Source organism: Verrucosispora sp. WMMA2121, from assembly GCF_027460185.1.
Taxonomy (GTDB): Bacteria; Actinomycetota; Actinomycetes; order Mycobacteriales; family Micromonosporaceae; genus Micromonospora; species Micromonospora palythoicola.
In genome coordinates this window covers 2838635-2865006 of record NZ_JAPZBH010000006.1, presented here as the reverse complement: position 1 = coordinate 2865006, position 26372 = coordinate 2838635, and the positions used below count along the sequence as shown (strand labels likewise).

Annotated in this window: 20 protein-coding genes; 2 read left to right on the top strand and 18 right to left on the bottom strand. The window is 69.4% G+C overall.

Going from position 1 to position 26372, the window contains the following annotated elements; translation table 11 throughout:
- Positions 1-5 precede the first annotated feature (5 nt).
- The 13 genes from O7605_RS21760 to O7605_RS21700 all read right to left on the bottom strand — a co-directional run bounded on the left by O7605_RS21760 (position 6) and on the right by O7605_RS21700 (position 16720).
- Positions 6-3212: an alpha-L-rhamnosidase gene (locus O7605_RS21760; protein WP_269740855.1), complete on the bottom strand. Its 3207-nt coding sequence runs from the start codon at positions 3210-3212 to the stop codon at positions 6-8.
- Positions 3213-3576: 364 nt separating this feature from the next.
- Positions 3577-4173, bottom strand: coding sequence for a LutC/YkgG family protein (locus tag O7605_RS21755; protein WP_269740854.1), 597 nt, complete (start codon positions 4171-4173; stop codon positions 3577-3579).
- Positions 4170-5579 carry a lactate utilization protein B gene (locus tag O7605_RS21750; protein WP_269742717.1) on the bottom strand — a complete coding sequence of 470 codons (1410 nt, stop codon included), beginning with the start codon at positions 5577-5579 and terminating at the stop codon, positions 4170-4172. Before O7605_RS21750 ends, O7605_RS21755 begins: the two co-directional genes overlap by 4 nt.
- A 17-nt stretch (positions 5580-5596) precedes the next feature.
- Positions 5597-6370 (bottom strand): (Fe-S)-binding protein, encoded by a 774-nt coding sequence (locus tag O7605_RS21745; RefSeq protein WP_269740853.1) that lies wholly within the window; start codon positions 6368-6370, stop codon positions 5597-5599.
- Between the two features lies 1 nt (position 6371).
- Complete coding sequence (locus tag O7605_RS21740; protein ID WP_269740852.1) at positions 6372-7751, bottom strand: rhamnulokinase; 1380 nt, start codon at positions 7749-7751, stop codon at positions 6372-6374.
- Positions 7752-8014: 263 nt separating this feature from the next.
- Positions 8015-10045 carry a bifunctional aldolase/short-chain dehydrogenase gene (locus O7605_RS21735; protein WP_269740851.1) on the bottom strand — a complete coding sequence of 677 codons (2031 nt, stop codon included), beginning with the start codon at positions 10043-10045 and terminating at the stop codon, positions 8015-8017.
- Positions 10046-10202: 157 nt separating this feature from the next.
- The gene (locus O7605_RS21730) at positions 10203-10421 is read right to left on the bottom strand and encodes a LuxR C-terminal-related transcriptional regulator (protein ID WP_269740850.1); all 219 of its coding nucleotides are present in this window, start codon (positions 10419-10421) and stop codon (positions 10203-10205) included.
- A gap of 108 nt (positions 10422-10529) precedes the next feature.
- On the bottom strand, positions 10530-11711 hold the full coding sequence (gene rhaI / locus O7605_RS21725) for an L-rhamnose isomerase (RefSeq protein WP_269740849.1): 1182 nt from the start codon (positions 11709-11711) through the stop codon (positions 10530-10532).
- Positions 11708-12049 carry an L-rhamnose mutarotase gene (locus O7605_RS21720; RefSeq protein ID WP_269740848.1) on the bottom strand — a complete coding sequence of 114 codons (342 nt, stop codon included), beginning with the start codon at positions 12047-12049 and terminating at the stop codon, positions 11708-11710. Before O7605_RS21720 ends, rhaI begins: the two co-directional genes overlap by 4 nt.
- Positions 12050-12068: 19 nt before the next feature.
- Positions 12069-13130 carry a rhamnose ABC transporter substrate-binding protein gene (gene rhaS, locus O7605_RS21715; protein WP_269740847.1) on the bottom strand — a complete coding sequence of 354 codons (1062 nt, stop codon included), beginning with the start codon at positions 13128-13130 and terminating at the stop codon, positions 12069-12071.
- Positions 13127-14179 carry an ABC transporter permease gene (locus tag O7605_RS21710; RefSeq protein ID WP_269740846.1) on the bottom strand — a complete coding sequence of 351 codons (1053 nt, stop codon included), beginning with the start codon at positions 14177-14179 and terminating at the stop codon, positions 13127-13129. The genes rhaS and O7605_RS21710 overlap by 4 nt, the downstream gene beginning before the upstream one ends.
- Positions 14169-15224: an ABC transporter permease gene (locus tag O7605_RS21705; RefSeq protein WP_269740845.1), complete on the bottom strand. Its 1056-nt coding sequence runs from the start codon at positions 15222-15224 to the stop codon at positions 14169-14171. The genes O7605_RS21710 and O7605_RS21705 overlap by 11 nt, the downstream gene beginning before the upstream one ends.
- Complete coding sequence (locus tag O7605_RS21700) at positions 15221-16720, bottom strand: sugar ABC transporter ATP-binding protein (protein WP_269740844.1); 1500 nt, start codon at positions 16718-16720, stop codon at positions 15221-15223. The genes O7605_RS21705 and O7605_RS21700 overlap by 4 nt, the downstream gene beginning before the upstream one ends.
- Before the next feature lie 303 nt (positions 16721-17023).
- Between O7605_RS21700 and O7605_RS21695 the strand changes: the two genes are divergently transcribed.
- On the top strand, positions 17024-18046 hold the full coding sequence (locus O7605_RS21695; protein WP_269740843.1) for a LacI family DNA-binding transcriptional regulator: 1023 nt from the start codon (positions 17024-17026) through the stop codon (positions 18044-18046).
- 7 nt (positions 18047-18053) lie between these two features.
- On the opposite strand, the gene O7605_RS21690 is transcribed toward O7605_RS21695, so the two are convergent.
- From O7605_RS21690 to O7605_RS21670, 5 genes are all read right to left on the bottom strand, one after another.
- The gene (locus tag O7605_RS21690) at positions 18054-19259 is read right to left on the bottom strand and encodes a glycoside hydrolase family 1 protein (RefSeq protein WP_269740842.1); all 1206 of its coding nucleotides are present in this window, start codon (positions 19257-19259) and stop codon (positions 18054-18056) included.
- Between the two features lie 128 nt (positions 19260-19387).
- Positions 19388-20644: an ABC transporter substrate-binding protein gene (locus O7605_RS21685; RefSeq protein WP_269740841.1), complete on the bottom strand. Its 1257-nt coding sequence runs from the start codon at positions 20642-20644 to the stop codon at positions 19388-19390.
- Between the two features lie 25 nt (positions 20645-20669).
- Positions 20670-23363, bottom strand: coding sequence for an alpha-L-rhamnosidase (locus O7605_RS21680; protein ID WP_269740840.1), 2694 nt, complete (start codon positions 23361-23363; stop codon positions 20670-20672).
- Positions 23360-24181 (bottom strand): carbohydrate ABC transporter permease, encoded by an 822-nt coding sequence (locus tag O7605_RS21675; protein ID WP_269740839.1) that lies wholly within the window; start codon positions 24179-24181, stop codon positions 23360-23362. The genes O7605_RS21680 and O7605_RS21675 overlap by 4 nt, the downstream gene beginning before the upstream one ends.
- The gene (locus tag O7605_RS21670) at positions 24178-25095 is read right to left on the bottom strand and encodes a carbohydrate ABC transporter permease (protein ID WP_269740838.1); all 918 of its coding nucleotides are present in this window, start codon (positions 25093-25095) and stop codon (positions 24178-24180) included. The genes O7605_RS21675 and O7605_RS21670 overlap by 4 nt, the downstream gene beginning before the upstream one ends.
- Before the next feature lie 222 nt (positions 25096-25317).
- Between O7605_RS21670 and O7605_RS21665 the strand changes: the two genes are divergently transcribed.
- Complete coding sequence (locus tag O7605_RS21665) at positions 25318-26358, top strand: LacI family DNA-binding transcriptional regulator (RefSeq protein WP_269740837.1); 1041 nt, start codon at positions 25318-25320, stop codon at positions 26356-26358.
- Positions 26359-26372 lie beyond the last annotated feature (14 nt).

Below are 26372 nucleotides of genomic sequence, written 5' to 3'. Positions count from 1 at the left end.
CCTCGCTAGGCGGCCTTGAAGGTGAACTTGCCGGACGGGACAGTGAAGACGGTGTATCCGCCCTCGACGCGCTTGAGCGTGGCCCGGTTCGGCGCCTTGACCTTCTGGCCTGCTCCGGTGGGAACCCAGACCTCGGCGGTGGTGTTCGTCGGAACGGTCACGTCCAGCACGAACTGCTTTGCGGACTTCTTCCAGGAGCTGCGCGCCACACCCTTGGGCGTCTTGTAGCTACCTTCGGCGAAGGTGAGATCCCCGACGGCCTTGGGCTGGAAGACCAGCCTGTCGTACGCGACCGAGTCATCCGCGGCCCGGATGCCCACGACACCTGACTGGAACCACTCCTCGATCTGGGCGAGGATCATGTGGTTCTTCGAGCTACCCCGGGTCCACCGCTCTCCGATGGTGGTGAACCCCTCGGGATTCTCCGTAGTCGGTTGTAGGAAGAAACCATAGCTGGGTTCGGTGTCCTCCTGGAGCAGGTCCCACAGCACGTCGTCGCGCCCGGCGTCGGCGAGCACCCGGACGATCGGCGCCATGCCGATGGTGCCGCCGCTGAAGTGCGGCCCACCGCCATTGGGCTGGAAGGCGTAGATGTTCTCGACCAGGTAGTCGAGCACCCCTTGGCGCTTGTCGTCGGGCACCAGACCCGCGTCGAGGGCCAGCGCCTGCGCCGCCTGGGTGGCACCGCTGGTACCGGCGTTGCCGGTGGCCGTGTAGTAGCCGAGCGAGTCGTTGAAGAACGCGCGGTGGTAGGCGGCCTTGATGTCCTCGGCCAGCGCGGTGTACTTCGCGGCGTCCGCCGTGCGTCCGGTCACCTCGGCCATCATCGCCATCTTGGTGATCATGACGTAGTAGCCCCAGGTGCCGGTGATCCGGCCCGAGGTCTGCTCGGCCGAGACCCAGTCGGCCAACGCCGCGTCGACGATGTGCTGCTCGTCGCCGGTGCCGGCCTTCTCACGCTGGATGTAGTCGACGAACTTCACCATCTGGTCGTAGTACGTGTCCATGGTCTGGGTGTCGCCGTACAGCTCGTACAGCATCGCCGGGACCAGAATGATCGCGTTACCCCAGTTGATCTCGTCGCCGAATCGACCGCTGTAACCCCAGTCGTAGACCGGGGTCTTCAGCGCCACGTTGCCCTGCATGGGGGTGTCGGCGACGGACTGCCCCTCGACCAGGTGATGCATGGCGGTGCGTAGGTAGGCGCCGAGTTCGAAGTTGCGGTGGATCGCACCCATCGGCATGGTGTAGTCGGCCGGATACGACAGCTTCTCCCGGCCCGGGCAGTCGGTGAAGACCGACATCATGTTGCCGGCGATCGAGTAGCGCGACATCTTGTGGATCCGGTTGATGCGCGCGTTGGAGCTGTGGAAGGTGCTGGCGACGGGGGTGTCGGCCTGCAACCGCACGCCGGTGATCAGGTCACGCCTGGGGACGTAGCCCTCGGGCAGGCCGGTGACCTGGACCCACTGCATCCCGAAGTAGTTGAACTTGGGGTGCCACTTTTCACCCTTGCGGTCCCCGTAGGAGGTGTAGGTGTTGAACAGGTCGGCGCCACGGCCACCGGGGCCGAGCGAGCTCTGGTTGACCGTGCCGTCCGGGTTCAGTGACTCCGCCGGAGCCATCCGTACGGTCGTTCCCGCCGGTACCCGCCGTAGGTTCAGCTCGGGCCAGCCCACGATGTTCTGGCCGAAGTCGAACACCCAGGTCCCTGGTGCCGGGTTGGTCATCGACTTCGGTGTGAACCGTTCCCATTCCACGATCGGTTCGGCGGACCGGGCGACCAGCTCGGTCGTCAGGTTCGGCGGTGGCGCGATGCCGGCGTCGATCCAGCCGGTGGCGGAGCCGTCGCGTCGCTTGGCGGTTGCGCCCAGGTTCGCTCCCGGCTCATTCCAGCCGGGCTGCTCGCGGCGGGCGTCATAGTCGGCGCCGGAGTACCAGGCGTCGGTGACCAGCGGGCCGAGCGCGGCGCGCCAGGACCGGTCGGTGACGACGGCGGACCGACGGCCATCGGTGTAGGTGATCTCAAGTCGACCGATGAAGCGAGGGGTCACTGCCGCACCGGCCGAGGGGTCGCTCGCCGCGAGCGAGTTGCCCGATCCGGTCACCCTGGCACCCGCGCTGTGCGCCCGGCTCAGCGCCGGCGTGAAGGTGATGCCGGTGCCGTCGGCGCCCTCGGTGCCGACGGCCGTTATGGTTCGCGACTCCAGTCGGTCGCCGCCGTCGCCGGTGTCGATGTTGACCGTGCCACCCACGTGATAGCCGGTCACCGCGCTCACCTTGACGTTCGTCGCGCCAGCCGGTACGTCGACCACCAGCGACCCGTCACCCTTGAGCTGGCTCTGCCACCACGAGTACGGCGAGGTCCGCCCCACCTCGGGGTTGGTGACGCTGCGGCGTACGTAGGCCGTGCCGTTGCCGAGTTCCACCCCGACGGTGTTGCTCCCCCGTCGCACGATCCGGGTGAGGTCGTAGACGCGGTACTCGCTGGAGAGCTGATAGTTGGAGTTGCCCGGTGCCAGGACCTCGTCGGTCAGCTTCCTGCCGTTGACCGTGGCGTGGTGCAGGCCGACGCCGGACAGGTACAGCTTCGCGTCGCTGACCTTCTTGCCCCGGGGCACCTCGAACGCGCGGGCGAAGATGGGCAACGGTTGGTTCTCGGCGCGGTCGGGGTAGTCGATCCAGCGCGCGTCTCCCCAGTCGGCCTGGTCGAGCAGCCCCATCGACCACGAGGCAGGTTCCGACCAGCTGGACACCCGCCGGTCAGCATCCCACACACGTACCCGCCAGACGACGGTGTCCCGCGAGCGCAGCGACTTGCCGAACACCACGCGCTGCGCGGAGCTGTGCACCTTGCCCGACGTCCAGATCAGCCGGCCCGCCCGAAGTCTGCTCTCGCTCTCGGCCGCCTGCACCTCGTAGGCGGTCTGCCGGTCACCCGGGCAGGCGACGCGGGCGTTCTGCCGGTGGCACGGGTGCGACTTGGCGCGCGGCGTCTCGGCGAACTGCCAGCTCAGCGTCGGACGAGGATTGCCGATGTCCAACGGCGAGTCGTAGCGACCGTCGATGGCAAGGTCGCGGACCTGCACGTTGCCCGGCTTTCCCTTGGCAGCGCCGACCCCGGAGGCAGCGGTGACGAACGGTGGCGCGGCCAGTACGAGCGCCAGCCCAGCACCGATGAGTGCGGTAGCTGTGTGCTTTGTGGATGGCACCTGTTCTCCCTTCGCATGGTGCCAAAGACCTGAAGCCATCGGGTCGCCGGGAGTGCGACTCCCTCCGCTTTGGAACGTGCCAAGGAGAGAGTTACCGATGAGGCGCGATGGCCAGGCCAGAGGTTGAATCGTTTCATCGATCTAGCTGCCCCGAGCCTCGCCGAGTCGCAATAGCAAGGCAATAGACCGGAAACAAGTTGGCCGCCTCCGGCCGCCCATGCGTCTCGACGGTTCGGCGTCGAGCATCTGGCCACAGAGGACTACCAATGCCTCCCGCCGCCGTTGGATCGGGCGGGGTGCCGTCGCCGAGCCGCATCGGGAGGTCGCGCAGGGCCGCCAGATCGTCAGCCGATGCTGGGTGAACTCAGGGCAGCAGGATCACGTGCAGGGTGCGGGGGCCGTGGACGCCTTCGACGCGGTTGAGTTCGATGTCGCTGGTGGCTGACGGGCCGCTGACCCAGGTCAGTGGTCGGTGCGGGGCGAGCCGGGTGAGCGCCTGCGGCACGTTGGCGACGACCTGGGCAGCGCGGACCACGCAGATGTGCAGGTCCGGCAGGAGGCTGAGGACGCGGCGACCCTGGTCGGGTGAGCCGTCGAGCACGACGGTGCCGGTGTCGGCGATGGCGACGGCGGCGGCGGTGACCACGCCGTCGGCGGCGGCGATCGCGGTGGTGTCGAGACCCTCGTCGGCCAGGGCGGTCACGGTCGCCGGCAGCCAGGCCGACGGCAATGCCGGTGGCACGACGACGCTCGCGCCGGTCGGCAGGATGCCGGTGATGGTGTCGGCGACGGCCGCCTCGGTAACCCGGTGCACCTGGGCGCGGTAGTCGGTCAGCCGATCCACAAGCAAATCCAGGTCGACCGCGCCGTCGCGCCGGTAGTCACGGAGCACCTCGACCGGGGCCGGCGCGGGGTCGAGGGCGGCCCGCAGCCGGGCGAGGATCGTCTCCCGCGCGCTCACCGCTGCGCCCACCACTGCCGGAAGGTCTGCCCCGGCACCTCGGGCAGGTCACGGCCGGCGGTCCAGCCGGACAACGGCGGCGGCAGGCCCCGACCACGCCGGCCCGTCAGCCGGCTCAGCCGGGTCGCGCGCTGCGCCGCCGCGAACAGCGCCGGGTGGTCCATCGCGTACGCGGCGGCACCCATCACCGCCGACTCGCCGCGCGGATGCGGCGCCTGGTCGCGCAGGTGCACCAGCAGCTCCGGAATGTCGATCTTAACGGGGCAGGCGTCGTAGCAGGCCCCGCAGAGCGACGACGCGTACGGCAGCGACGCATTGTCGGCCACCCCGGTCAACTGCGGCGACAGCACCGCACCGATCGGACCCGGATACACCGACCCGTACGCGTGCCCACCGGTGCGCTCGTACACCGGGCACACGTTCAGGCACGCCGAACAGCGGATGCAGTGCAACGCCTGCCGACCCACCTCGTCGGCGAGCACCGCGCTGCGACCGTTGTCCAGCAGGACCAGATGAAACTCCTGCGGCCCGTCACCCGGGCTCACCCCGGTCCACATCGACGTGTACGGGTTCATCCGCTCCCCGGTCGAGGCCCGGGGCAGCAGTTGCAGGAACACCTCCAGGTCCCGCCAGGTCGGCACCACCTTCTCCACACCCATCACGGTGATCAACGTGCGCGGCAGGGTCAGACACATCCGACCGTTGCCCTCGGACTCCACCACCGCCAACGTGCCGGTCTCCGCCACCGCGAAGTTCGCCCCGGACACCGCCACCGACGTGGACAGGAAAGTCTGCCGCAGAAACCGACGCGCCGCCGCCGCCAGCACCGCAGGCTCGTCGGTCAACCCCGGATCCACCCCCGGCATCGCCCGCAGGAAGATCTCCCGGATCTCGGCCCGGTTACGGTGGATCGCCGGCACCAGGATGTGACTCGGCCGGTCCTGGCCGAGTTGCACGATCAGCTCGGCCAGATCCGTCTCCACCGGCGCGATCCCGGCCGCTTCAAGGGCCTCGTTGAGGCCGATCTCCTGCGTCACCATCGACTTGACCTTGATCACCCGGTCACTGCCGGTGGCCCGGACCAGGTCGACGACTATCGCGTTCGCCTCGTTCGCGTCGGCCGCCCAGTGCACCACTCCCCCGGCCGCGCTCACCCGCGCCTCCAACTGCTCCAACAGCTCCGGCAACCGGGCCAGCACGTCGGCCTTGATCGCGCTACCGGCCGCCCGCAGCTGCTCCCAGTCCGGCACCTCACCGATCACACCAGCCGACTTCGCCCGGATCGTCGCCGTGGCGTGCCCGAGATTGCGACGCAACTGCGCGTCCGCCAGCGCCCGCCGAGCGGCAGCCGGGAACGGCTCGTCACCCCGCAGGTGCCCGACACCGGCCGGGGCGGTCGTCGGCATGCCGAGGAAGGTACGGGTCACGACGCCACCACCGGCTCGCTCCGCTCGCTCATCGTGCCGCCCTGCTCCGTCGAGGCCAGGATCTCCGCCAGGTGCACCGTCCGCACCCCGGCCCCCGCCCGGGACAGCCCGCCACCGATGTGCATCAGACACGACGAGTCTCCGGCCGTGCAGACCTCAGCGCCGGTGGCCAGCACGTGGCGCATCTTGTCCGCCAACATCGCGGTCGAGGTGTCCGCGTTCTTCACCGCGAAGGTGCCACCGAACCCGCAGCACTGCTCCGCCGCCGGCAGCTCCACCAGGTCGAGCCCCCGCACCGCACGAAGCAGCCGTACCGGCCGGTCGGCCACCCGCAGCATCCGCAACGAATGACACGTCGGGTGGTACGTCACCCGGTGTGGAAAGAAGGCACCCACGTCGGTCACCCCCAGCACGTCCACCAACAGCTCGGACAGCTCGTACGTCCGCCCGGCCACCGACTCGGCCCGACTGGCCAACCGTTCGTCACCGCTGCGGCGAGCCACCGTCGCGTGTTGATGCCGTACCGACCCCACACACGACCCCGACGGGGCCACGATCACGTCATACGGATCGAAGGTCCGCACATGCCGCCGCACCAACGGCACCGCCTGCGCCTGGTAGCCGGTGTTGACGTGCATCTGCCCACAACACGTCTGCCCGTCGGGGAACACCACCTCATGCCCCAACCGCTCCAACAACCGCACCGTCGCCTTCGCCGCCGCCGGGAACAAGGTGTCCGCCAGACACGTCACGAACAACGCGATCCGCACCTCACACCCCCACCCGCCGCTCGGCTGCCCGCGCCGTCCCGGACCCATCGCCCGGCTCGTAGCGCATGATCCGCTGAGTCTGCCGCACCAGCCGCCGCAAGGCAGCAAGGTCACCACCGACCACGCCGGCCGCTCGTGCCTGGACCAGCAGGTTGCCGATCGCGGTGGCCTCCACCGGCCCGGCCAGCACCGGTAGCCCGCACGCGTCGGCGGTGAGTTGGCAGAGCAGGGCGTTGCGCGCTCCCCCGCCGACGATGTGCACCGCGTCGACCTGTCGGCCGGAGAGGTCCTGCACCTGACGGACAGCCCGGCGGTGGGCCAGGGCCAGGCTGTCGATGACGCAACGGACGACGGCGGCCGGTGACTGCGGCACCGGCTGGCCGGCCAGGCGGCACGCCTCGACCACGCGCTCGGGCATGCCACCCGGCGGGAGGAACGACGGGGCGTCGATGTCGACCACGCTGCGGAACGCCGGTTCCCGCGCGGCGGCAGTGAGCAGGCCGGGCAGGTCGGGCTCGCCCCAATTGCGCAGGCACTCCTGCAACGGCCATAGACCCATGACGTTACGCAGGTAACGGATTGTGCCGTCGACTCCGCCCTCGTTGGTGAAGTTGGCCTGCCGGCTGGCCTCGGTGAGCACCGGCCGGTCCAGCTCGACGCCGACGAGGGACCAGGTGCCGCAGGAGATGTAGGCGAAGTGCTCGCCGTCGGCGGGCACCGCGACGACGGCCGAGGCGGTGTCGTGGGAACCGACCGCCACCACGCCCGCCGTTTCGGGTAGGGCCAACTCGGGCAGCGTCGGCCCGATCGCGGTGCCCGGCTTCCGCAGCGGCGGGAACAGGTGCGCCGGGATGCCCGCGTCGGTGATCAGGTCGTGCGCCCAGGTACCCGTGTTCAGGTCGTAGAGCTGGGTGGTGGAGGCGTTCGTGACCTCGGCACCAAGCTGCCCGGTGAGCCAGTAGGCGATCAGATCCGGGATCATCAGCAGCCGGTGGGCGGCGGCAAGTTGCGGCGTGCTGGCTGCCGCGGCAAGTTGGTAGAGCGTGTTGAACGGCAACTGTTGCAGCCCGGTGGTGGCGTAGAGACGTTCGGCACCCAGCCGCCGGGTCACCTGCTCCACGACACCATCGGTACGGGCGTCCCGGTAGTGCACAGGGTTGCCGAGCAGCGCGCCGGTGGAGTCGAGCAGGCCGTAGTCGACCGCCCAGGAGTCCACGCCGACGCTGGTGACCGGACCGGTCGTCCGGAGCCCAGCCAGCACCTCGCGGAACAGGCTCAGGATGTCCCAGTGCAGAGTGCCGCCGACGCGCACCGGCTCGTTGGCGAACCGGTGCGTCACAGTCAGCCGCAGGGTGTCCCGGCCGACCTGTCCAAGGACCACCCGGCCGCTGGACGCGCCGAGGTCGACGGCCGCCAGGCTGACCTCGCCGCCGCCACGAGGGTGCGGCGCCTGAACTGGCTGGGCCGACGGTCGCGGCCCGGATCCCGGTACCCTACTTCGCTGCGGACCGGTCGACGGTTCCGCGCCCGCCGACGGTCCGACGTGCGGTCCGGACCCGGCTGCCGACCCGACGCGCGGTGCGGATCCGGCTGCCGGCCCAGTGTGCGATGCGGCTGCCGGCTCGGCGTGCGGCGGCATCGGCGTCATCGCAGGAACGCGGCGGCGACGCCGGCGTCGACCGGGATGTGCAGGCCGGTGGTGTGCGACAGGTCGCCGGCGGTGAGGGCGAAGACCGCGTTGGCGATGTGCTCCGGCAGGACCTCCCGCTTGAGCAGGGTGCGCTGGGCGTAGAACTCGCCGAGCTTCTCCTCCGGCACTCCGTACACCGCCGCCCGGTCGGCGCCCCAACCACCGGCGAAGATGCCGGACCCCCGGACCACCCCGTCGGGGTTGATGCCATTGACCCGCACGCCGTACGCGCCCAGCTCGGCGGCGAGCAGCCGCACCTGGTGGGCCTGATCGGCCTTTGCCGCACCGTATGCGACGTTGTTCGGGCCGGCGAACACCGCGTTCTTGCTGGCGATGTAGACGATGTCGCCACCCATGCCCTGCGCCAACAGCAGCCGGGCCGTCTCCCGGGAGATCAGGAACGACCCCTTGGCCATCACGTCGTGCTGCAGGTCCCAGTCCCGTACGGAAGTGTCCAGCAGGGACTTCGACAGCGACAACCCGGCGTTGTTGACCACCAGGTCCACCCCGCCGAACGCCAGTGCCGCGGCCCTCACCGCGGCGGCGACCTGCTCCTCGTCGGTGACGTCGAGCGGTACGGCGACCGCGACATCCGGGTTGCCGATCTCGGCCGCGACGGTCTCGGCGGCGGAGGCGTCCCGGTCGGTGACCACCACGCAGGCGCCCTCGGCGGCGAGCCGATGGGCAATCGCCCGGCCGATCCCCGAGCCACCGCCGGTGACCAGAGCGATCCGGGTCGCCAGGGGCTTCGGCTTCGGCATCCGCTGGAGCTTGGCCTCCTCCAGCGCCCAGTACTCGATGCGGAACTTCTCCACCTCGTCGATCGGAGCGTACGTCGACACCGCCTCGGCGCCCCGCATCACATTTATCGCGTTGACGTAGAACTCGCCGGCGACCCGGGCGGTCTGCTTGTTGGCTCCGAAGCTGAACATGCCGACGCCCGGCACCAACACGATGGCTGGATCGGCACCGCGCATCGGTGGGCTGTGCGGCCCGGCATGCCGCTCGTAGTACGTCCGGTAGTCCGCACGGTAGGCGGCGTGCAGCTCTTTCAGGCGGGTGACGGTCTCCTCGATCCCGGCGGTCGGTGGCAGGTCGAGCACCATCGGGCGGACCTTGGTCCGTAGGAAGTGGTCCGGGCAGGAGGTGCCCCGCGCGGCCAACTCGGGCATCCGCTCCCGGCCGACGAAGTCCAACACCACGTCGCTGTCGGTGTAGTGACCCACCTGCGGCCGGTCGGTCGAGACCAGACCGCGAAGCACCGGAAAGAGCGCCGCCGCCCGGTCCCGACGCTGCTGTTCGGGGAGGGCCGGCTGGGTCACGGCACCGAACGGCTCGGGCCGGCCGTGTTCGGCAATGTACCGCGCGGCGGTGGCGATGATCTCGCGGGAGTTGGCCTCGCACTCCTCGCTGGTGGCGCCCCAGGCGGTGATGCCGTGCCCGCCGAGGATGACCCCGATCGCCTGCGGGTTCGCCCGACGCACCGCGGCGATGTCGAGGCCGAGTTGGAAACCGGGCCGACGCCACGGCACCCAGAGCACCCGCTCGCCGAACATCTTCGCGGTCAGGGCGGGCCCGTCGGTAGCGGTGGCGATGGCGATCCCCGAGTCGGGATGCAGATGGTCGACGTGCGGCGCGTCGACCAACCCGTGCATGGCCGTGTCGATCGACGGTGCCGATCCACCCCGCCCGTGCAGGCAGTAGTCGAACGCGGCGACCATCTCGTCCTCACGCTCCACCCCCGGGTAGACGTCAACAAGCGACCGGAGCCGATCCAGCCGGAGCACCGCCAGCCCGCGCTCGGTGAGCGTGCCGAGGTCGCCGCCGGAACCCTTGACCCAGAGCAGGTCGGTGGGCTCGCCGGTCACCGGGTCGGTCTCCACCCCCTTGGCAGAGGTGTTGCCGCCGGCGTAATTGGTGTTCGCCGGATCGGCGCCGAGCCGGTTGCTGCGGGCGAGCAGGTCATCCACCGCGGGATTCGTCATGGCTTCCTTCACTCTTTCGGGGTGCGCGCTAAGCGCGTGTCGCACTGGTCCCACCCCCTCGGGGTGTCGACGGTGGGCAGCCAGGGCATGAAACGTTTCATCCCGGCGTTCCTGAGGTTACGAGGGCATCTTCGCTGCCGTCAAGCTACGGACCAGGTCACACCAGCCCTCGTCGGGCGGCCCAGACCACGGCCTCGATCGACGTATCCACGTCCAGCCGCTCACAGATCACCCGCACCCGGCGCCGGACGCTGCGCTCGGACAGGTGCAGTTCGGCGGCCACGCTCGCGGTGAGCCGGCCCTCGGCAAGCAACGCGAGGATGGCCAGTTCGTCCTCGGTCAGAGTCGCCGGCCCGGCGTCCTGCGGTTCGGTCACCACCTGGCAGTCCTTTCGTCGGGGGTAACGAAGGGATGCGGCCGCCGATACCGGTGGGCCGGTGCACCGACCCACGGGTCAGCGAGCGGTACGGATCGTCAGTGCAGGTCAGGCACCCCAGCCCGCCTGCTGTCCACCGACCCGCTCGGCGCTGACCCGCTCCAGGTATCCGGAACGCTTGTAGGCCGCGACCGGGTCCGGGTCCAGACCCACCTCCTCGCGCAGGTCGCGCAGCAGCGGTCGTACGTCGGTGTTGTACGCGTCCATCAGCACGGCGTTGGCCTCCAGCACGTCACCGCTGCGCTGAGCGGCGGTCAGCGCAGCGGTGTCCACCAGCAGCGCCTTGGCGGTCGCCTCCTGGACGTTGAGCACCGACCGGATGACCGCCTGCACCTTCGGCTCGATGTTGTGGCACTGGTCGAGCATGAACGCGATGCCGTAGGACGGACGCAGCGCGTCGGCCTGGACGATCTCGTGCATGATCCGGAACAGTTGGAACGGATCCGCCGAGCCCACCATCAGGTCGTCGTCGGCGTAGAACCGCGAGTTGAAGTCGAAGGCGCCCAGCTTCCCGACGCGCAGCAGGAAGGCCACGATGAACTCGATGTTCGTGCCCGGCGCGTGGTGGCCGGTGTCGATGACCACCTGCGCCCGCTCGCCCAGCTCCACGCAGTGCGCGTACGCGGTGCCCCAGTCGGGCACGTCGGTCAGGTAGAACGCCGGCTCGAACAGCTTGTACTCCAGCAACAGGCGCTGATCACCGGTCAGCCGGTCGTACGCCTTCCGCAGCGCGTCGGCGAGCCGGTCCTGGCGCTCCCGAACGCTGTCCTGGCCCGGATAGTTGGTGCCGTCGGAGAACCACAGCTTGAGATCACGCGAACCGGTGGCGTCCATCACGTCGACGCACTCCAGCAGGTGCCCGATCGCCTTGCGGCGCACCGCCGGGTCGGGATTGGTGACCGAGCCCAGCTTGTAGTCGTCGTCCTGGAACACGTTGGCGTTGATCGTGCCCAGCTCGACGCCCTGCTCCTTGGCATAGGCGGCCAGCGCGGCATAGTCGTCCACCCGGTCCCACGGAATGTGCAGCGCGACGGTCGGTGCCACGCCGGTGAAGCGGTGCACCGTCGCCGCGTCCGCCACCTTCTCGTACGGGTCACGCGGCACTCCCGCCTGCGCGAACACCTTGAACCGGGTGCCCGAGTTGCCGTACGCCCAGGAGGGTGTCTCGATGCGCTGCTCCCGCAGGGCGTCGATGACCCGTCTGCGCGTGGCCGGGTCGATCTCGGTCATTGCTGTTCCCCCAGTTGCTCTTCCAGGTTGAAGATCTCGGTCAGGACGCGGAAACCCCGGTCGGGTCGCCCGTCGGGCAGGTCGGCGAAATACGGGGCCATCTCCGCCTGCCACCGCGCGTTGACCTCGGTCGCCTCCATCGCCGCCCGCGCGGCGTCGAGGTCCTCGGTCAGAAAACAGCCGACCAGCAGTCCGTCCTCACGGAGAAAGAGTGAGTAGTCGTGCCAGCCTGCGCGCTTGAGCGCGGCGAGCATGTCGGGCCACACGGTGGCGTGGCGGCGCCGGTACTCCTCCAGCCGGTCCGTCCTGACCTGAAGGGTGAAGCAGATCCGGCGCACACCACACCTACCCGTGACCCTAGAAGTTGAACTCGTCGATGTTGTCGGCGTTGAACTCGAACGGGTCGCCCAGCAGGATCTCGCCGTTCGCGCCGACGGTGTACTCGCCGAGCTTGCCGGCGGTGAAGGTCTCGCCCTCCTTACCGGTGATGATCCCGGAGGCCAGCGCCCCGCCCGCGTACGCGGCGAGGTAGCCGAGGTCCGCCGGGTTCCACAGGGCGAAGGACTTGACCGTGCCGTCCTTGACGTACTCGCGCATCTGGTTCGGGGTGCCGAGGCCGGTCAGCTGCACCTTGCCCTTGTAGGACGAGCCGGACAGGTAGCGGGCGGCGGCGGCGATACCCACCGTGGTCGGAGAGATGATGCCCTTGAGGTTGGGGTACTTCGACAGCAGGCCCTGCGCCTCCTGGAAGGACTTCTCGTCCTGGTCGTCGCCGTAGACCGTGGCGACCAGCGTGAGCTTGCTGTACTCCGGCTTCGCCAACTCGGTCTTCATCAGCTCGATCCACGCGTTCTGGTTGGTGGCGTTCGCCGTCGCCGAGAGAATCGCGATCTCACCACCGTCCGGACCGACCGCCTCGGAGATCAGCTTGATCTGCGTCTGGGCGATGCCTTCGGCGCTGGCCTGGTTGACGAACGCGTCGCGGCACTCCGGCTTGGTGTCCGAGTCGTAGGTGATGACCTTCGCACCGGCGGCCTTCGCCTCGGTCAGCGAGCCGCAGACCGCGTCCTGGTCATTCGCCGCGATGATGATGACGTCGGTGCCCTGCTGGGACAGGGTGTTGATGTAGGACACCTGGGCCGATGGGCTCGCCTCGGAGGGGCCGGTCTGGGCGTACTGGCCCTTGAACTCCTCGACCGCCGCCTTGCCGCCCTGGTTGTCGGAGGTCTCGAAGTACGGGTTGTTGACCTGCTTGGGCAGGAAGGTGACCTTGAGACCCTCCTTGATCGTGCCGGAGGCGTTGCCGGTGTCACCGGTGCCGGGGTCGGTGCCGCCCGTGTCCTCGGCGCAGGCGCCGAGGGTGAGGGCCACGGCCGCCAGGACTGCGGTCGCGACAACCCGGGTACGTCTGATGATCATGACGAGGTCCTTTCGAGGTTGGTGGTGACGGGTCGGCGACGACGGAGCCGCTCGCGCGCCATCCGCACGACGTTCGGTCCGACCACGGAGAGGATGAGCAGGGTGCCGGTGACGATGGTCAGCGTGTTCGCCGGCACGTTGGCCAGTTGCAACGCGTTGCGGAGCACGCCGAGCAGGGCCACCGCCGCGAGCACACCGACCAGACCGCCCCGACCGCCGAAGATGGAGACGCCGCCGAGAAGCACGGCCGCCACCACCGCCAACTCCAGGCCGGTCGCGTTGTCGGCGCGGGCGCTGGCGAAACGGAACGTCCAGAACACCCCGGCCAGGGACGCCATGGCACCGGTGGCGACGAACAGCCAGAATTTGGTGCGCAGCACCGAGATGCCGCTGAAGGTGGAGGCCTCGGCGTTGTTGCCGATCGCGTAAAGGGAGCGGCCGATCGGAGTGGCGTACAGCAGCACGCCGAAGACGACGGCCAGGGCGGCCAGGACCAACACGAACCACGGAATGACCGTGCCCGGGATGGGGGCGATCGCGTTCTGGGTCCAGGTCGGCGGGTAGTCGGCGATCGCGCGGTCACCGAGCACGACGTACGCCAGGCCACGGTAGAGCGCCAGCGTGCCGATGGTGACCGCCAGTGACGGCAGACCGAACACGGTGATGAAGACGCCGTTGACCGCGCCGAGCACGGCGCCGAGCAGCAGGCTCAGCACGATGAGCAGCGGCAGGGACGTGACGCCGAGGTACCACAACTGACCGAGCACCGAGCAGGTGAGCCCCACCGTGCTGGCCACCGAGAGGTCGATCTCGCCGGTGATGATGACAAGCGTCATCGGCAGGGCGATCAGCGCGATCGGGATGGCCTCCAGCACCAGGAACCGGTAGAAGCGGGGGCTGCCGACACCCTCGATCATGGCGGTGGCGACGAGCACCACCACGATCAACGCGACGATGAGGATGGCGTCCCACGAGCCGAACAGTCGACGCCAGACGGGCGGCCCCGCCGTCGCGGTGCCCGTCGGGGCGGCCATGGTGTCAGTTGCCACGGGTGTTGCCTCCTCGCAGACGGCGTGCCATGCGGACGGCGAGCGCCCGGTCCAGCCCGATGGCGGCCAGGATGAGTGCGCCGACGGCGGCGCGCTGCCAGAACGGGTTGACCCCCAGTACGGGCAGGGCGCTTCCGATGGTGGTGAGCAGGACGGCGCCGAGCGCGGCGCCGTACACCGAACCGCTGCCACCGAAGATCGCGACGCCGCCGACCACCACGGCCGCGACCACGTTGAGTTCCAGGCCGAGGCCGGCGTTCGCGTCGATGGTGCCGAAACGGGCCGCGTAGAGCACACCGGCGAGCCCGGCGAGCGCGCCGCTGGCCACGAAGGCGAAAAACACCCGTCTACCCACCGCGATACCGGAGAGCCGCGCCGCGTCGGGGTCGGAGCCGATCGCGTACAGCTCGCGACCGCTGCGGTAGTTCTTCAACAGGTAGCCGGCGACGACGAGCACGGCGACCGCGAACAGGGCGAGCACCGGCACGCCGAGGACGGTGGCGTTGCCCATCCGCAGGAAGTCGCGCGGCATGTCGGCGGCGTTGATCTGCCGTCCGGTGGCCCAGGTGTGGTCGAGGCCCCGGAACACGTACAGCGTGCCGAGGGTCACCACCAGGGCCGGTACCCGAGCCGCGGCGATCAGGGCGCCGTTGACCGCGCCGCAGGCCGCGCCGAGCGCCGCGCCGACTCCGATGGCGAACGGGATGGGCAGGCCGGGGTTGTCGACGAAGAGCACGCCGGTGGCGAACGCGGACAGGCCGAGAATCGACCCGACCGACAGGTCGACGTTCCGGGTGATGATGACGATCGCCTGCCCGACCGCGAGGATCGCCAGGATGGTCGAACTGAGTAGCAGGTCCTTGATGTTCTGTGCGGACAGGAACCGCTGGTTCACGCCGAAGGTCACCGCGACCAGGAGCACCAGCGCGAGCAGGATGCCCAGTTCGCGGACGACGAACAGCCGGTGCGCCGAACGGGCGCCGGACTGAGGGCCGGGCCCGCCCGCCGTGGCGGCGTGCGCTTGGTGTACGTCTGCGGTGGTCATGCGGCGGCCTCCCGCTGTCCGGTCGCGGCAAACATGACGCTTTCCTCATCGGCCCGATGACGGGGGATGTCGGCGACCAGGCGGCCCTCGTGCATGACGAGCACCCGGTCGGCCATGCCGAGCACCTCCGGCAGCTCACTAGAGATCATCAGCACCGCCACTCCCTCGGCGGCGAGCTGGGAGAGCAGCCGGTGCACCTCGGACTTGGTGCCGACATCGATGCCTCGGGTCGGTTCGTCGATCATGAGCACCCGTGGCTCGGTGGACAGCCACTTGGCCAGCACCACCTTCTGCTGGTTGCCGCCGGAGAGGGTGGAGACCGGGTCGCTGTTGCGGGCGGCCTTGACCTGCAACCGGCGGGCCCAGTCCGCGGTCGATCGCCGCTCGCTGCCGCCGAACAGCAGCCCCAGCCGGCTCAGCGCCCACCGACGCGGCAGCGTCGCGTTGCGTTCGATCGACAGCTCCATCACCAGGCCCTGCTGGCGGCGGTCCTCCGGCACGAGGGCCAGCCCGGCGGCGATCGCCGCCGGCGGGTCCCCGGGCCGTAGCCGCCGACCGTCGACGCGGACCTCACCGGCGTCGTAGCGGTCGACGCCGAAGATCGCCCGAGCGACCTCGCTGCGTCCCGCGCCGACCAGCCCGGCCAGCGCCACGATCTCGCCGCCACGCACGCTGAACGAGATGTCGTCGAAGTAGCCGTGCCGGGTCAGCCCGTCGATCTCCAGGCGGACCTCGCCCGGCTCGGTGTCCGTCTTCGGAAACAGCGAGGAGATGTCGCGGCCGACCATGGTCCGCACCACACCGTCGACGGTCAGCTCACCGATCTCGTCGGTGGCGATCCAACGGCCGTCGCGCATCACGGTGACCCGCTGGCAGAGGGCGAACACCTCGTCGAAACGGTGCGAGATGAACAGCACCGCCGCGCCGTTCTCCCGCAGCGTACGGACCACGGCGAAGAGTCGCTCGACCTCGACGCCGGAGAGCGCCGCCGTCGGTTCGTCCATCACCAGCACCCGGGCGTCGAAGGAGAGCGCCTTGGCGATCTCCACCAGCTGCTGATCGGCGATGGACAGACCACGGGCGGGCCGGTCCGGGTCGATCCCGACGCCGAGCCGCGTGAACAGCTCGTTGGTACGCGCCCGCATGGCCGCGGCGTCGATGCGGCGCAGCCCTTTGCGGGGCTGCCGGCCCATGAAGATGTTCTCCGCGACCGACAGATCGGGAAAGAGGGTCGGTTCCTGGTAGATCACGGCAATGCCCGCACCCCGAGCGTCGGCCGGGTTGCCGAAGGTGACCGGCTCCCCGTCGAGCAGCATCCGGCCCGCGTCCGGCCCGTGCACACCAGCCAGGATCTTCACAAGGGTGGACTTGCCGGCGCCGTTCTCACCGACCAGGGCGTGCGCCTCACCGGCGAACAAGTCCAGTCGGGCGTCGCGTAACGCGGCGACGGCTCCGAACGACTTGTCCACACCCTCCAGTGCCAAGACCGGAAGCACCTGGCCTCCTTCGCAGCTCGACGCGACCTAATGAAACGTTTCATTGCTGTCCCGACTGTAGGTGTGACCTCAGGCACAGGTCAAGGGTTTCCGGCCGGTTACCGAGTTGTTATCCGGCGACCCTCTTGGCCCCGAACCCGCCCTTCACCTGGCAGTTCCTCTTGCCGAGCGCGACCCGGGGCGGGTTGGATGAATGAAACGTTATACAAGCGATAGACTTCCCCCGATCGGGGCGGACCCCGACAGTCCAGCCTTGTCCCGGGGGCCCGACCACCCACCAGGCACGACACCGCCGAGGGAGCCATGGCTACGGCAAGCATCAAGGAGGTCGCGCGGCACGCCGGCGTGTCCCTGGGCACCGTCAGCAACGTGCTCAACCGGCCGAACACGGTCGCGCCGGCCACCCGACAACGGGTCCTCGACGCCATCGCCGAACTCGGCTACGTCCGTAACGACTCCGCCCGCCAACTCCGCGCCGGACAAAGCCGCACCGTGGCGATCGTCGTGCTCGACGTCGCCAACCCGTTCTTCACCGACGTGGTCCACGGCGCCGAGCAGGTCATCGAGGAGGCCGGCGCCATGCTCATCGTCTGCAACAGCGGTGAGGACAGCGCCCGGGAACGCCGGCACCTCGAACTGCTGGAGGAGCAGCGGGTGCGAGGCGTACTCATCACCCCCGTCGCGCACGGCCTGCAACCCAACCTGGAACGCCTGCACAGCCGCGGCATCCCGGTGGTGCTGGTCGACCGCGGATCGGGGCAGGCCAGTCGCTGCTCAGTGGCCGTGGACGACCTCCTCGGCGGTCGGCTGGCCATGGAGCACCTGCTGGATCAGGGGCACCGTCGCATCGCGTACGCCGGCGGACCCTTCTCCATCCCTCAGGTGGCCGACCGGCACGCCGGCGCCGCCGCAGCACTGTCCGAGCGGGCCGGCGACGCCGAGCTGCGGGTTGCCACGACGAGCAGCCTGACCGTGGGCGGCGGCCGACGCGCCGCCGAGGAACTGCTGGCTCTGCCCGCCGGACGCCGACCCACCGCCGTGATCTGCGCCAACGACCTGATCGCCCTCGGTGTCCTCCAGCAGCTGACCGAACGCGGGCTGCGGGTGCCCGACGACGTCGCGATCGTCGGGTACGACGACATCGAATTCGCCGGTGCGGCGGCGGTGCCCCTGTCGTCGGTGCGCCAACCCCGCGAACAGTTGGGCCGCACAGCCGCGCTGCTGCTGCTGGAGGAGGCCGAGGGGGGCCTCGCCCACCGCCACCGGCACGTCGTCTTCCAGCCCGAACTGGTCGTGCGGCGCTCCAGCGACCACCGCCGCGACTGACGTCCACTCACCCTGTTGGGTCCAGCCGGCCCGTCTCGGCCACCTTGGCGAAGGCGTACGCGCTCGGCTTGGCGATCCGGGCGAAGTCGTCGTCGTGGTCGACGGCGATCAGGCCGAACTTCGGCCGGTAGCCCTCACTCCACTCGAAGTTGTCAAAGGCCGACCAGTGCAGATACCCGCGTACGTCGACACCCTCGGCCATGGCCTGGGCTACGGCAGCGAGGTGCGAGTGCAGGTAGTCGACCCGCTCGGTGTCGTCCTCGGTGGCGACCCCGTTCTCCGTCACGTAGAGCGGCAGACCGGTCCGGGCGGCCCGGTGCAGGATCTGCCGCAGACCGTCGGGATGCACGGCCCAGCCCATCTGGGTCCGGCGAAAGCCGGCCGGCGGCTCACCGAACAGGGTGGGCGAGTTCGGATCGACCCACTGCTTGCGGTAGTACTGCACGCCGAGGAAGTCGCCGCGATCCGCGCCGGTGAGCCCGTCGAGATACCGATCGACGATTTCATGCCGCATGAGGCGGCACAGCCTCCGGCACGCCTCGTCGTCGCGGGCCGGCGCCAGCAGCGGCAGTTGGACCGCCAAGCCGACCCGTGACCGGTCCGATTCGGTACGCACCGCCCGCACCGCCGCGAAGTGGGCGTCGAGCAGCCGCCCACCGACCCGCTTCCACAGCGTCTCGTCGGCGATGCCCGGCGGATGGTACGCCTCCAGGTAGCCGTGCAGGGCGACCATCTGCGGCTCGTTGATCGTGCACACGAAGGGCATCAGGTCACCCAGTTCTGCGCTGACATACCGGCAGTAGCGGGCGAACGTTGTCTCGGCGTCCGCCGCGAGCCAGCCGCCGGCGGCCGCGAACCAGCGCGGCAAGGTGAAATGGTGCAGGGTGACGAAGGCGGTCATGCCCGTGTCGGCCAGGGCGGTGAGCACCCGCCGGTAGTGCGCTGTCGCGGCGCGGCTGAACTCGCCGGGGGCCGGCTCGATCCGGGACCACTCCAGCGACAGCCGGTGCGCGTTGTGGCCCAGTGACCGCAGCAGGGCGAAGTCCTGCGCGTAGCGGTGGTAATGGTCGATGCCGTCGCCGGAGGACCAGCGTGCCGCGCTGCCGGGGCGGTGCTCGAAGTCCCACCAGTCGTTGTTGACGTTGCTTCCCTCGACCTGGTGGGCCGAGGTGGCGCTGCCCCACAGGAAGTCGGCCGGAAAGTCTGCGCCCACGGATGTTCCTCCTCGCCCAAGTGGCCACGGATGTCCGGGCACCGCCGGCGCGCCTCCAGTCGGAGACGCGCCGGCAAGCGGCCGATCGAATGGTCGCGTGAGTACCCTCGACGGCTTCCGGTCGCAGGTCAGGAACCGGCCTGGTATTCGGCGTCCATCCTGGTCAGCACCTGCTGAGCGGTGGCCTGGTCACTGAAGATCTCCTGTAGGCCGGAGAGCATGGTCTGCTGCACCTTCGCGTTCGGCCACAGCTGGTCCATAAAGGGCACGGTCCGGTTGTCGTTGATGAAGGTGGTCAGGTCGGTGAAGGCGGGGTCGACCTCCGAGCCGCTGTTCGGCAGCGACGGCAGGCTGCCCTGCTTGGCGTTGAACACCCGCATGCCCTCGGGAGACATCACGAAGTTGACGAACTTGAGCGCCAGATCGGTGTTCTTGGCCTTGGCGTTGACGCCGTAGCCGGCGCCTGCGGCGGCGGGCATGACGAAGGTGGCCGGGTCGTCGGTGGCCGGCAGCGGCTTGAGCACGAACGTGCCCGACGGGTTCTTGCCCTTGAGCAGCGCCACCACCCAGTTGCCCTGGATGATGCCGAGCGTCTTGCCGGTGGCGGCCAACTCCTGGCTGGCCTCGTAACTGGTGCTGAGCGGGCTCTTCTGGAAGCAGCCGGTCTCGTTCATCTCCTGGTACTTGGCCATCGCCGTGGTCCACTCCGAGTCCGCGAAGGTGGCCTGGCCGTCCTGCATCTTGGTGTCGAAGTCCCGGTCGTTGCCGTAGACGGTGGTGGCGACCAGCGCGAACAGCGCGATCTGGGTGACCCAGTTGTCCTGGATGCCGAGCGCGAAGGCCGGGGTGCCCTTGGCGGCGGCGTTGCGGCAGAACGTGAGCAGCTCGGTCCAGGTGCCCGGCGGGGTCAGCTGAGCCTTCTCCATGGCCTCCTGGTTGTAGATCGCGCCGATGCCGTTGAGCCCGAAGATCGCGTTGTAGGTCTTGCCGTCGTACTGGGCGACGCTCTTGACCGACTCGGGCAGTTGGGCTGCCCACGGCTGGTCGGACAGATCCATCAGATAGCCCGGCTCGGCCAGCACGAAGGTGGCGCCGGGGTTGCCGTTGCCCGGCCAGACCGTCATGACGTCTGGGGCCGTGCCGGAGGCCAGCTGGGTACGGATCTGCTGTTGGTACTGGTCGGCTCCGCTGGTGGTGAAGTTGACCTTCACCCCGGGGTTGGCGTCCTCGAAGGCCTTCACCACGTCCTCGACCGAGCCCTGGTCGACCGAGGCGAGGGTCAACGTGTTGGCGTCGGTGCTGGCGTTGGTGCCACCGCTGCACGCGGTGAAGGCGATCGTCATCGTCGTCGCGGCCACCACGGCTGCGAACCTCTTGATTCTCACTGTGTCTCCCGGGCTGATCTGCCGGTCAGGAAACCGCGTCGGGTGCCGCGGCGGTGATGGTGTAGCGGCCGGACGCCAGCCGCAGGGTGGCCCCTGCGGCGGACGGCTCGACCCCGAGAACCCCGGGCTGACCGGCGACCGGCGCATCGCCTTCGCGCACGCTGGCCGGGTCGGCCGTGGGGATCTGCAGTACGGCGGTGCTTCCGGGTGGCACCGTGGCGGTCACGGTGATCCGGTTGTCGGCGATCGACCAACCGCAGGCGACCGTCCCCCGCGCGGTCTCCTGCTCGGCGTGTGCCCAGGTGAGCCGGCCGCCGGGCTGGGGGCGCAGCAGCAGTTCGCGGTACGCCACCGAGGACGGTGTCTGGTCGATGCCGGCGACCCGGCCGTAGAGCCAGTCGCCGACGCTGCCGAGGCTGTAGTGGTTGAACGAGTTCATCGCCGGTGACTGGAACCCGGCGTGGTCGGTCCACCCGTCCCAGCGCTCCCAGATGGTGGTCGCGCCGTGCCGGATCGAGTAGCCCCAGGAGGGGTACTCCGTCTGGTGCAGCAGGGCGTAGGCCAGGTCGGTCCGACCGTGCTCGGTCAGCACCGGGCAGAGCAGGGCCACGCCGACGAATCCGGTGGTGAGCCGGTGATCGCGTTTCTCGATGTCGGCGGCCAGGTGCCCCACGGCCGCCGCGACCAGCCGCTGCGGCACCAGCCCGAACGCGAGCGCCAACAGGTACGCCGTCTGCGTGCCGCCCTCGACCGTGCCGTCGGGATGCACGTAGGAGTCGATGAAGGCGTCACGGATCCGGGCGTGCAGCTGCCGTAGTTCGGTGGCGTCGTCGGAGCGACCCAGCACCTCGGCGGCTTGGGCGACGAGGTGTGTGCTGTGGGCGAAGTAGGCGGTCGCCAGCACCTCCCGCTCGGTGGTGACGTCGACCTGCAACCAGTCGCCGTAGGAGTTGCCGGTGCGGTTGCGCCAGCGCAGGTCGGGATTGTGCCGGTGGATGTGCCGGACCCAGGCGCGCATCGCGTCGAAGCTGTCGGCCAGCACCCGCCGGTCGCCGTAGGTTCGCCATAGATACCAGGGGATGATGACGCCCGCGTCGCCCCAGGCGGGGGCGGCTTCCCGATGCAGGGACACCACGGGCGCGACGTCCCGGAAGGCACCGTCGGCGTCCTGCCCGTCCACTACGTCGCGCATCCAGCGGGCCAGGAACGCGGAGACGTCGGCGTTGCGTCCGGCGGTCGGCGCGAAGATCTGCGCGTCGGCGAGCCAGCCGAGCCGCTCGTCACGTTGCGGGCAGTCGGTCGGCACCGCGACGAAGTTGCCGCGCTGGCCCCAGGTGATGTTGGACTGCAACTGGTTGACCATCGGGTCCGAGCACCGGAATCGGCCGGTCCAGGGCAGGTCGTTGTGCGCCACCCGGGCGACGATGTCGGCGGTGACCAGCTCGCCGGGGTGGTTGTCGATCTCGACGTAGCGGAATCCATGGAAGGTGAAGCGCGGCTCGAACACCTCCACCTCGTCCCCGCCGCAGACGTACACGTCGGTCGCTCGTGCGGTGCGTAGGTTCGCCACGTACAGCTCGCCGTCGGCGAGCATCTCGGCGTGCCGCAGCACGATCCGCTGCCCCTCCGGGGCACCGCGCAGGGTCAGGCGAATGTGCCCCACGACGTTCTGCCCGAAGTCGACGACGTAGCGGCCGGACGCGCGTCGGGTCACCTCGACCGCCGGCATCTCGGTCACCACCCGGACCGGGTGATCTGGCTCGGCCACCAGTGGCCCCGGGGTGGCGTCGAGCACGGCCACCGCGACGAACCGAGCGTCCGGGCACCCGGCTCGATCCCAGCCCGGCACGTGCCAGCGCCGGTCGACGTATTCGCCCATCAGCAGGTCCGCGGCGCGGATCGCGCCGGGATGCTCGCTCCAGCTCGCGTCGGTGGTCACCACCTGACGGGAACCGTCGGCGAACTCCATGACCAGTTGCGCCAGCAAGGCCGGCTGGTCACCGTAGTGACGGGCGGGACGACGCCGGTCGAAGCCGACGTACCCGCACCACCAGCCGTCCGCGACGATCGCGGCGATCGCGTTCGCACCGGTTCGCAGCATCGTCGTGACGTCGTAGGTCTGGTACTGCAGCCGGTGGTGGTACTCGGTCCACCCCGGCGCCAACTCGACGTCGCCCACCCGTTCGCCGTTGAGCCGGGGCTCGTACACACCCCGCGCGGTCGCGTACAACCGGGCACGCACCGGGGTGTGTTCCAGCTGGAACTCCCGGCGCAGGTACAGCGGTGGCGAGTCCATCGGGGGAAGGTCCTCCTCCCCCGGCGGGTCGACGTGCGGCTGCGCGGCGGGATCCCGGCCGATCCAGGCCGCGGTCCAGTCCTCGTGGTGCAGCAGCCCGGTCTCGAACCAGCTCTGCGCCGACCCGGCGGGAGAGCCGGTCTCGTCCCACACCTGGACCCGCCAGTGGTACCGGGTGGCCGACCGCAAAGCCGGCCCGTCCCAGGGCACCAGCAGACCGTCCGGGGACTCCCGGCGGCCGCTGTCCCAGATCAGGCGGTCGGGATCGTCGAGGTCCGCGGCCCGCTCGGCGGCGGTGATGCGGTACGCGCTCTGCGCCGCCCCGCGCCGGTCGGATTCCAGCTTCCAGGACAGTCGGGGTTGCCGCTCCCCCACGCCCAGCGGCTCACACCGCTGTTCCGTCTGCAGCCCGTAGGGGGTCATCCCTTCAGCCCTCCGGCAAATCCGTTGATGATGCTGCGCTGCAACGCGAAGTACAGGAGCAGGACCGGCACGATGCTGATCACCAGCGCGGCGAAGATGAGGTTCCAGTCGGCGACGTACTGACCGACGAACCCGGCCAGTGCGACGGGCACGGTCTGCTGGGTGCTTCCACTCAGGTACAGCAGCGGGGTGAAGAAGTCGTTCCACACGGTGATCGCGTTGAGCACGAGGGCGGTGACCGTGATGGGCTTCAGCATCGGGAAGACGACGTACCGGAACGCCTCCCAGGGACGGCAGCCGTCGATGAGCGCGGCGTCCTCGAAATCATGGGGCAGGGCCCGGATGAAGCCGGTGTAGAGAAATGTCGTGAAGGGCACCTGGAGCCCGGAGTAGAACAGCACCAGGGACCAGACCGTGCCGAGCAGTCCGAGGTCCCGCATGGTCTGGTAGAGCGGCAGTGCGGCCAGTTGGAACGGCAACACCAGCCCGAGCATGATCAGCAGGAACATGCCGCGCGACCAGTGGGCGGTGGCCCGAGCCAGCGGATAGGCCGCCAGCGCGGAAACCGCCAGCACGACCAGCACACTGATGGTGGTCACCAGGACGCTGTTCATCAGCGCACCGCCGAGCCCGCCCTCGCGCCACGCCTCGGTGAAGTTGGACAAGGTGGGCGAGGTCGTCGGACGCAGCGGCGACGAGGTGTCAGACGGGGCCCGTACGGCGAGGTTCACCAGGATGTAGACCGGAAAGGCGATCACCAGTGCGGCGGCGATCATGACCATTTCCAGGCCGAAGGTTCGCCAGCGGTAACGGTTCACGACGCCGCCCTCTCGTTGCGTGCCAACATCAGGTACTGCCCGGTCGACACGACCGCCACGATGATCGTCAGGACCACTGCGAGGGCGATGCTGTAGCCGAACTCGCCGAGCGTGAAGGCCTCCTTGTAGATCAGCGTGGAGATGGTGTCCGTGGCGTGTCCGGGGCCGCCTCCGGTCAGGGCGTACACCTGGTCGAACAGCTTGATGCCGCCGATGATCGACAACATCAGGTTGATCGTGATCGCGGGGGCCAGTTGCGGCCGGACCACCGACCAGAACCGCCGTACCGGCCCGGTGCCGTCGATGGCGGCGGCCTCGTAGAGTTCCTTCGGCACGGACTGCAACCCGGCCAGGAAGATGACCATCGAGTAGCCGGCGAACTGCCACACGATCACGGCCACCACCGACCAGAGGGCCATCTCGGGATCGCCCAGCCAGTCCTGCTGCCACGAGCCGAGTCCGACCGCGGCGAGCAGGCTGTTGACGGCGCCGTCCGGACCCAGCAGGTTGCGCCACAGGTAGGCGGTCACGATCGGGGTGACCACGGCCGGCGCGAACAGGAACACCCGCAGCACGTTGCGCGACTTGATCACTGTGTTGACGCCGAGTGCGAGCAGCAGTCCGATGCCGTTCTGGATGATCGTGATCGAGACGGCGATGACCAGCGTGTGCCAGATCGCCTGCCGGGCGGTGGGGTCGCGGGTGATGTCGACGAAGTTGCCGAGGCCGACGAAGGCGAGGTCGGGGCTCAGTCCGTCCCAGTCGGTGAAGGCGTAGTAGACGCCACGCGCGCTGGGCACCAGGACCACGAAGGCGAACAGCAGCAGCGCCGGTGCCGCGAACCACCACGGCGGCGCTGCCGCTCGTCGACCATCGACAGCGACCCTTTTGTCACTGTCCGGGGTAGTAGTCATCCGCAATCCACTCTTTGAAACGTTTCATACGATAGGTCCAATGAGGGCCCAGCAGCGACGCGATCCCTCGGCCGTGAACGGTGTGGCGTGGGCAACGTTTTCCAAAATGTTGCGGCTGACCATAGGAGGTCATCCAGCGGACGTCAAGGGGTTGCCTGCTGACATCGGCGACGCGGCGGTCTAGTCTCTGCGCAACGTTTTACACAGCCCGGAGGACGTCAGGTGGAGAAGCTGTCAGCGCCGGCCCGCCGGATCACCATCATCGACGTCGCGCGACACGCACAGGTCAGCACCACCGCGGTGTCCAAGGTGCTCCGCAACGCCTACGGCGTCAGCCCCCAGATGCAGGCGAAGGTACGCCAGGCGATCACCGAACTCGGCTACCGACCGAACGCCGCCGCCCGAGGCATGCGGGGCCGGACGTACACCATCGGCGTTCTGGTGCCCGACATCCGCAACCCCTTCTTCGCCGAGATCCTGGACGGCCTCGACGCCCACATCGCCGGAAGCGAATACCAGGTCCTGCTCGGGCCGGGCTGCAACGGCCAGGAGGCCGAGGCGCGGATCGTCAACGCGATGATCGACCGCGGCATGGACGGCATGGTCCTGATAGCGCCGATCTCGAACTGCTCCGACCTCGACAGGATCGCCGGCACGGTGCCCACCGTCGTGGTCGGCCGCCACGGACACTCCCGCAGCTACGACACCGTCGTCGACGACGACCGCACCGGCGCCACCCTGGTGGTCAACCACCTCACCGACCTGGGGCACCGCCGCATCGCCCACATCGAACATCACGAGACCACCGCCGACTGCCTCGCCGAGATGCCCAACGCCATCCGCGCCGAGGGCTACCAACAGGCCATGCGCGCCCATGGCCTCGCCGACGAGATCGACATCGCGTCGACCCGCTACAACCAGGAGGGCGGCTACCTCGGCGCTCAACAGCTGCTCAACCGCCCCACCCGCCCCACCGCGATCTTCGCCGGTGCCGACATCGTCGCCATGGGGGCGCTCGACGCCATCGCCGAGGCCGGTCTCCGCGTCCCGGAGGACATCTCGGTCGCCGGCTACGACAACACCACCTTCGCCGCATTCCGGCCAATCTCACTGACCAGTGTCGACCAGGCCGGCCGCGAGATCGGCGTCAACGCCGCCCGGCTCCTGCTGGACCGCATCGGCAACCGCAGCCGACCCACCACGCAGGTCAAGCTCTCCCCCACCCTCGTCGTCCGCCGGACGACCGCGCCACCACCGGCGTAGCGCTGTCCGACCCG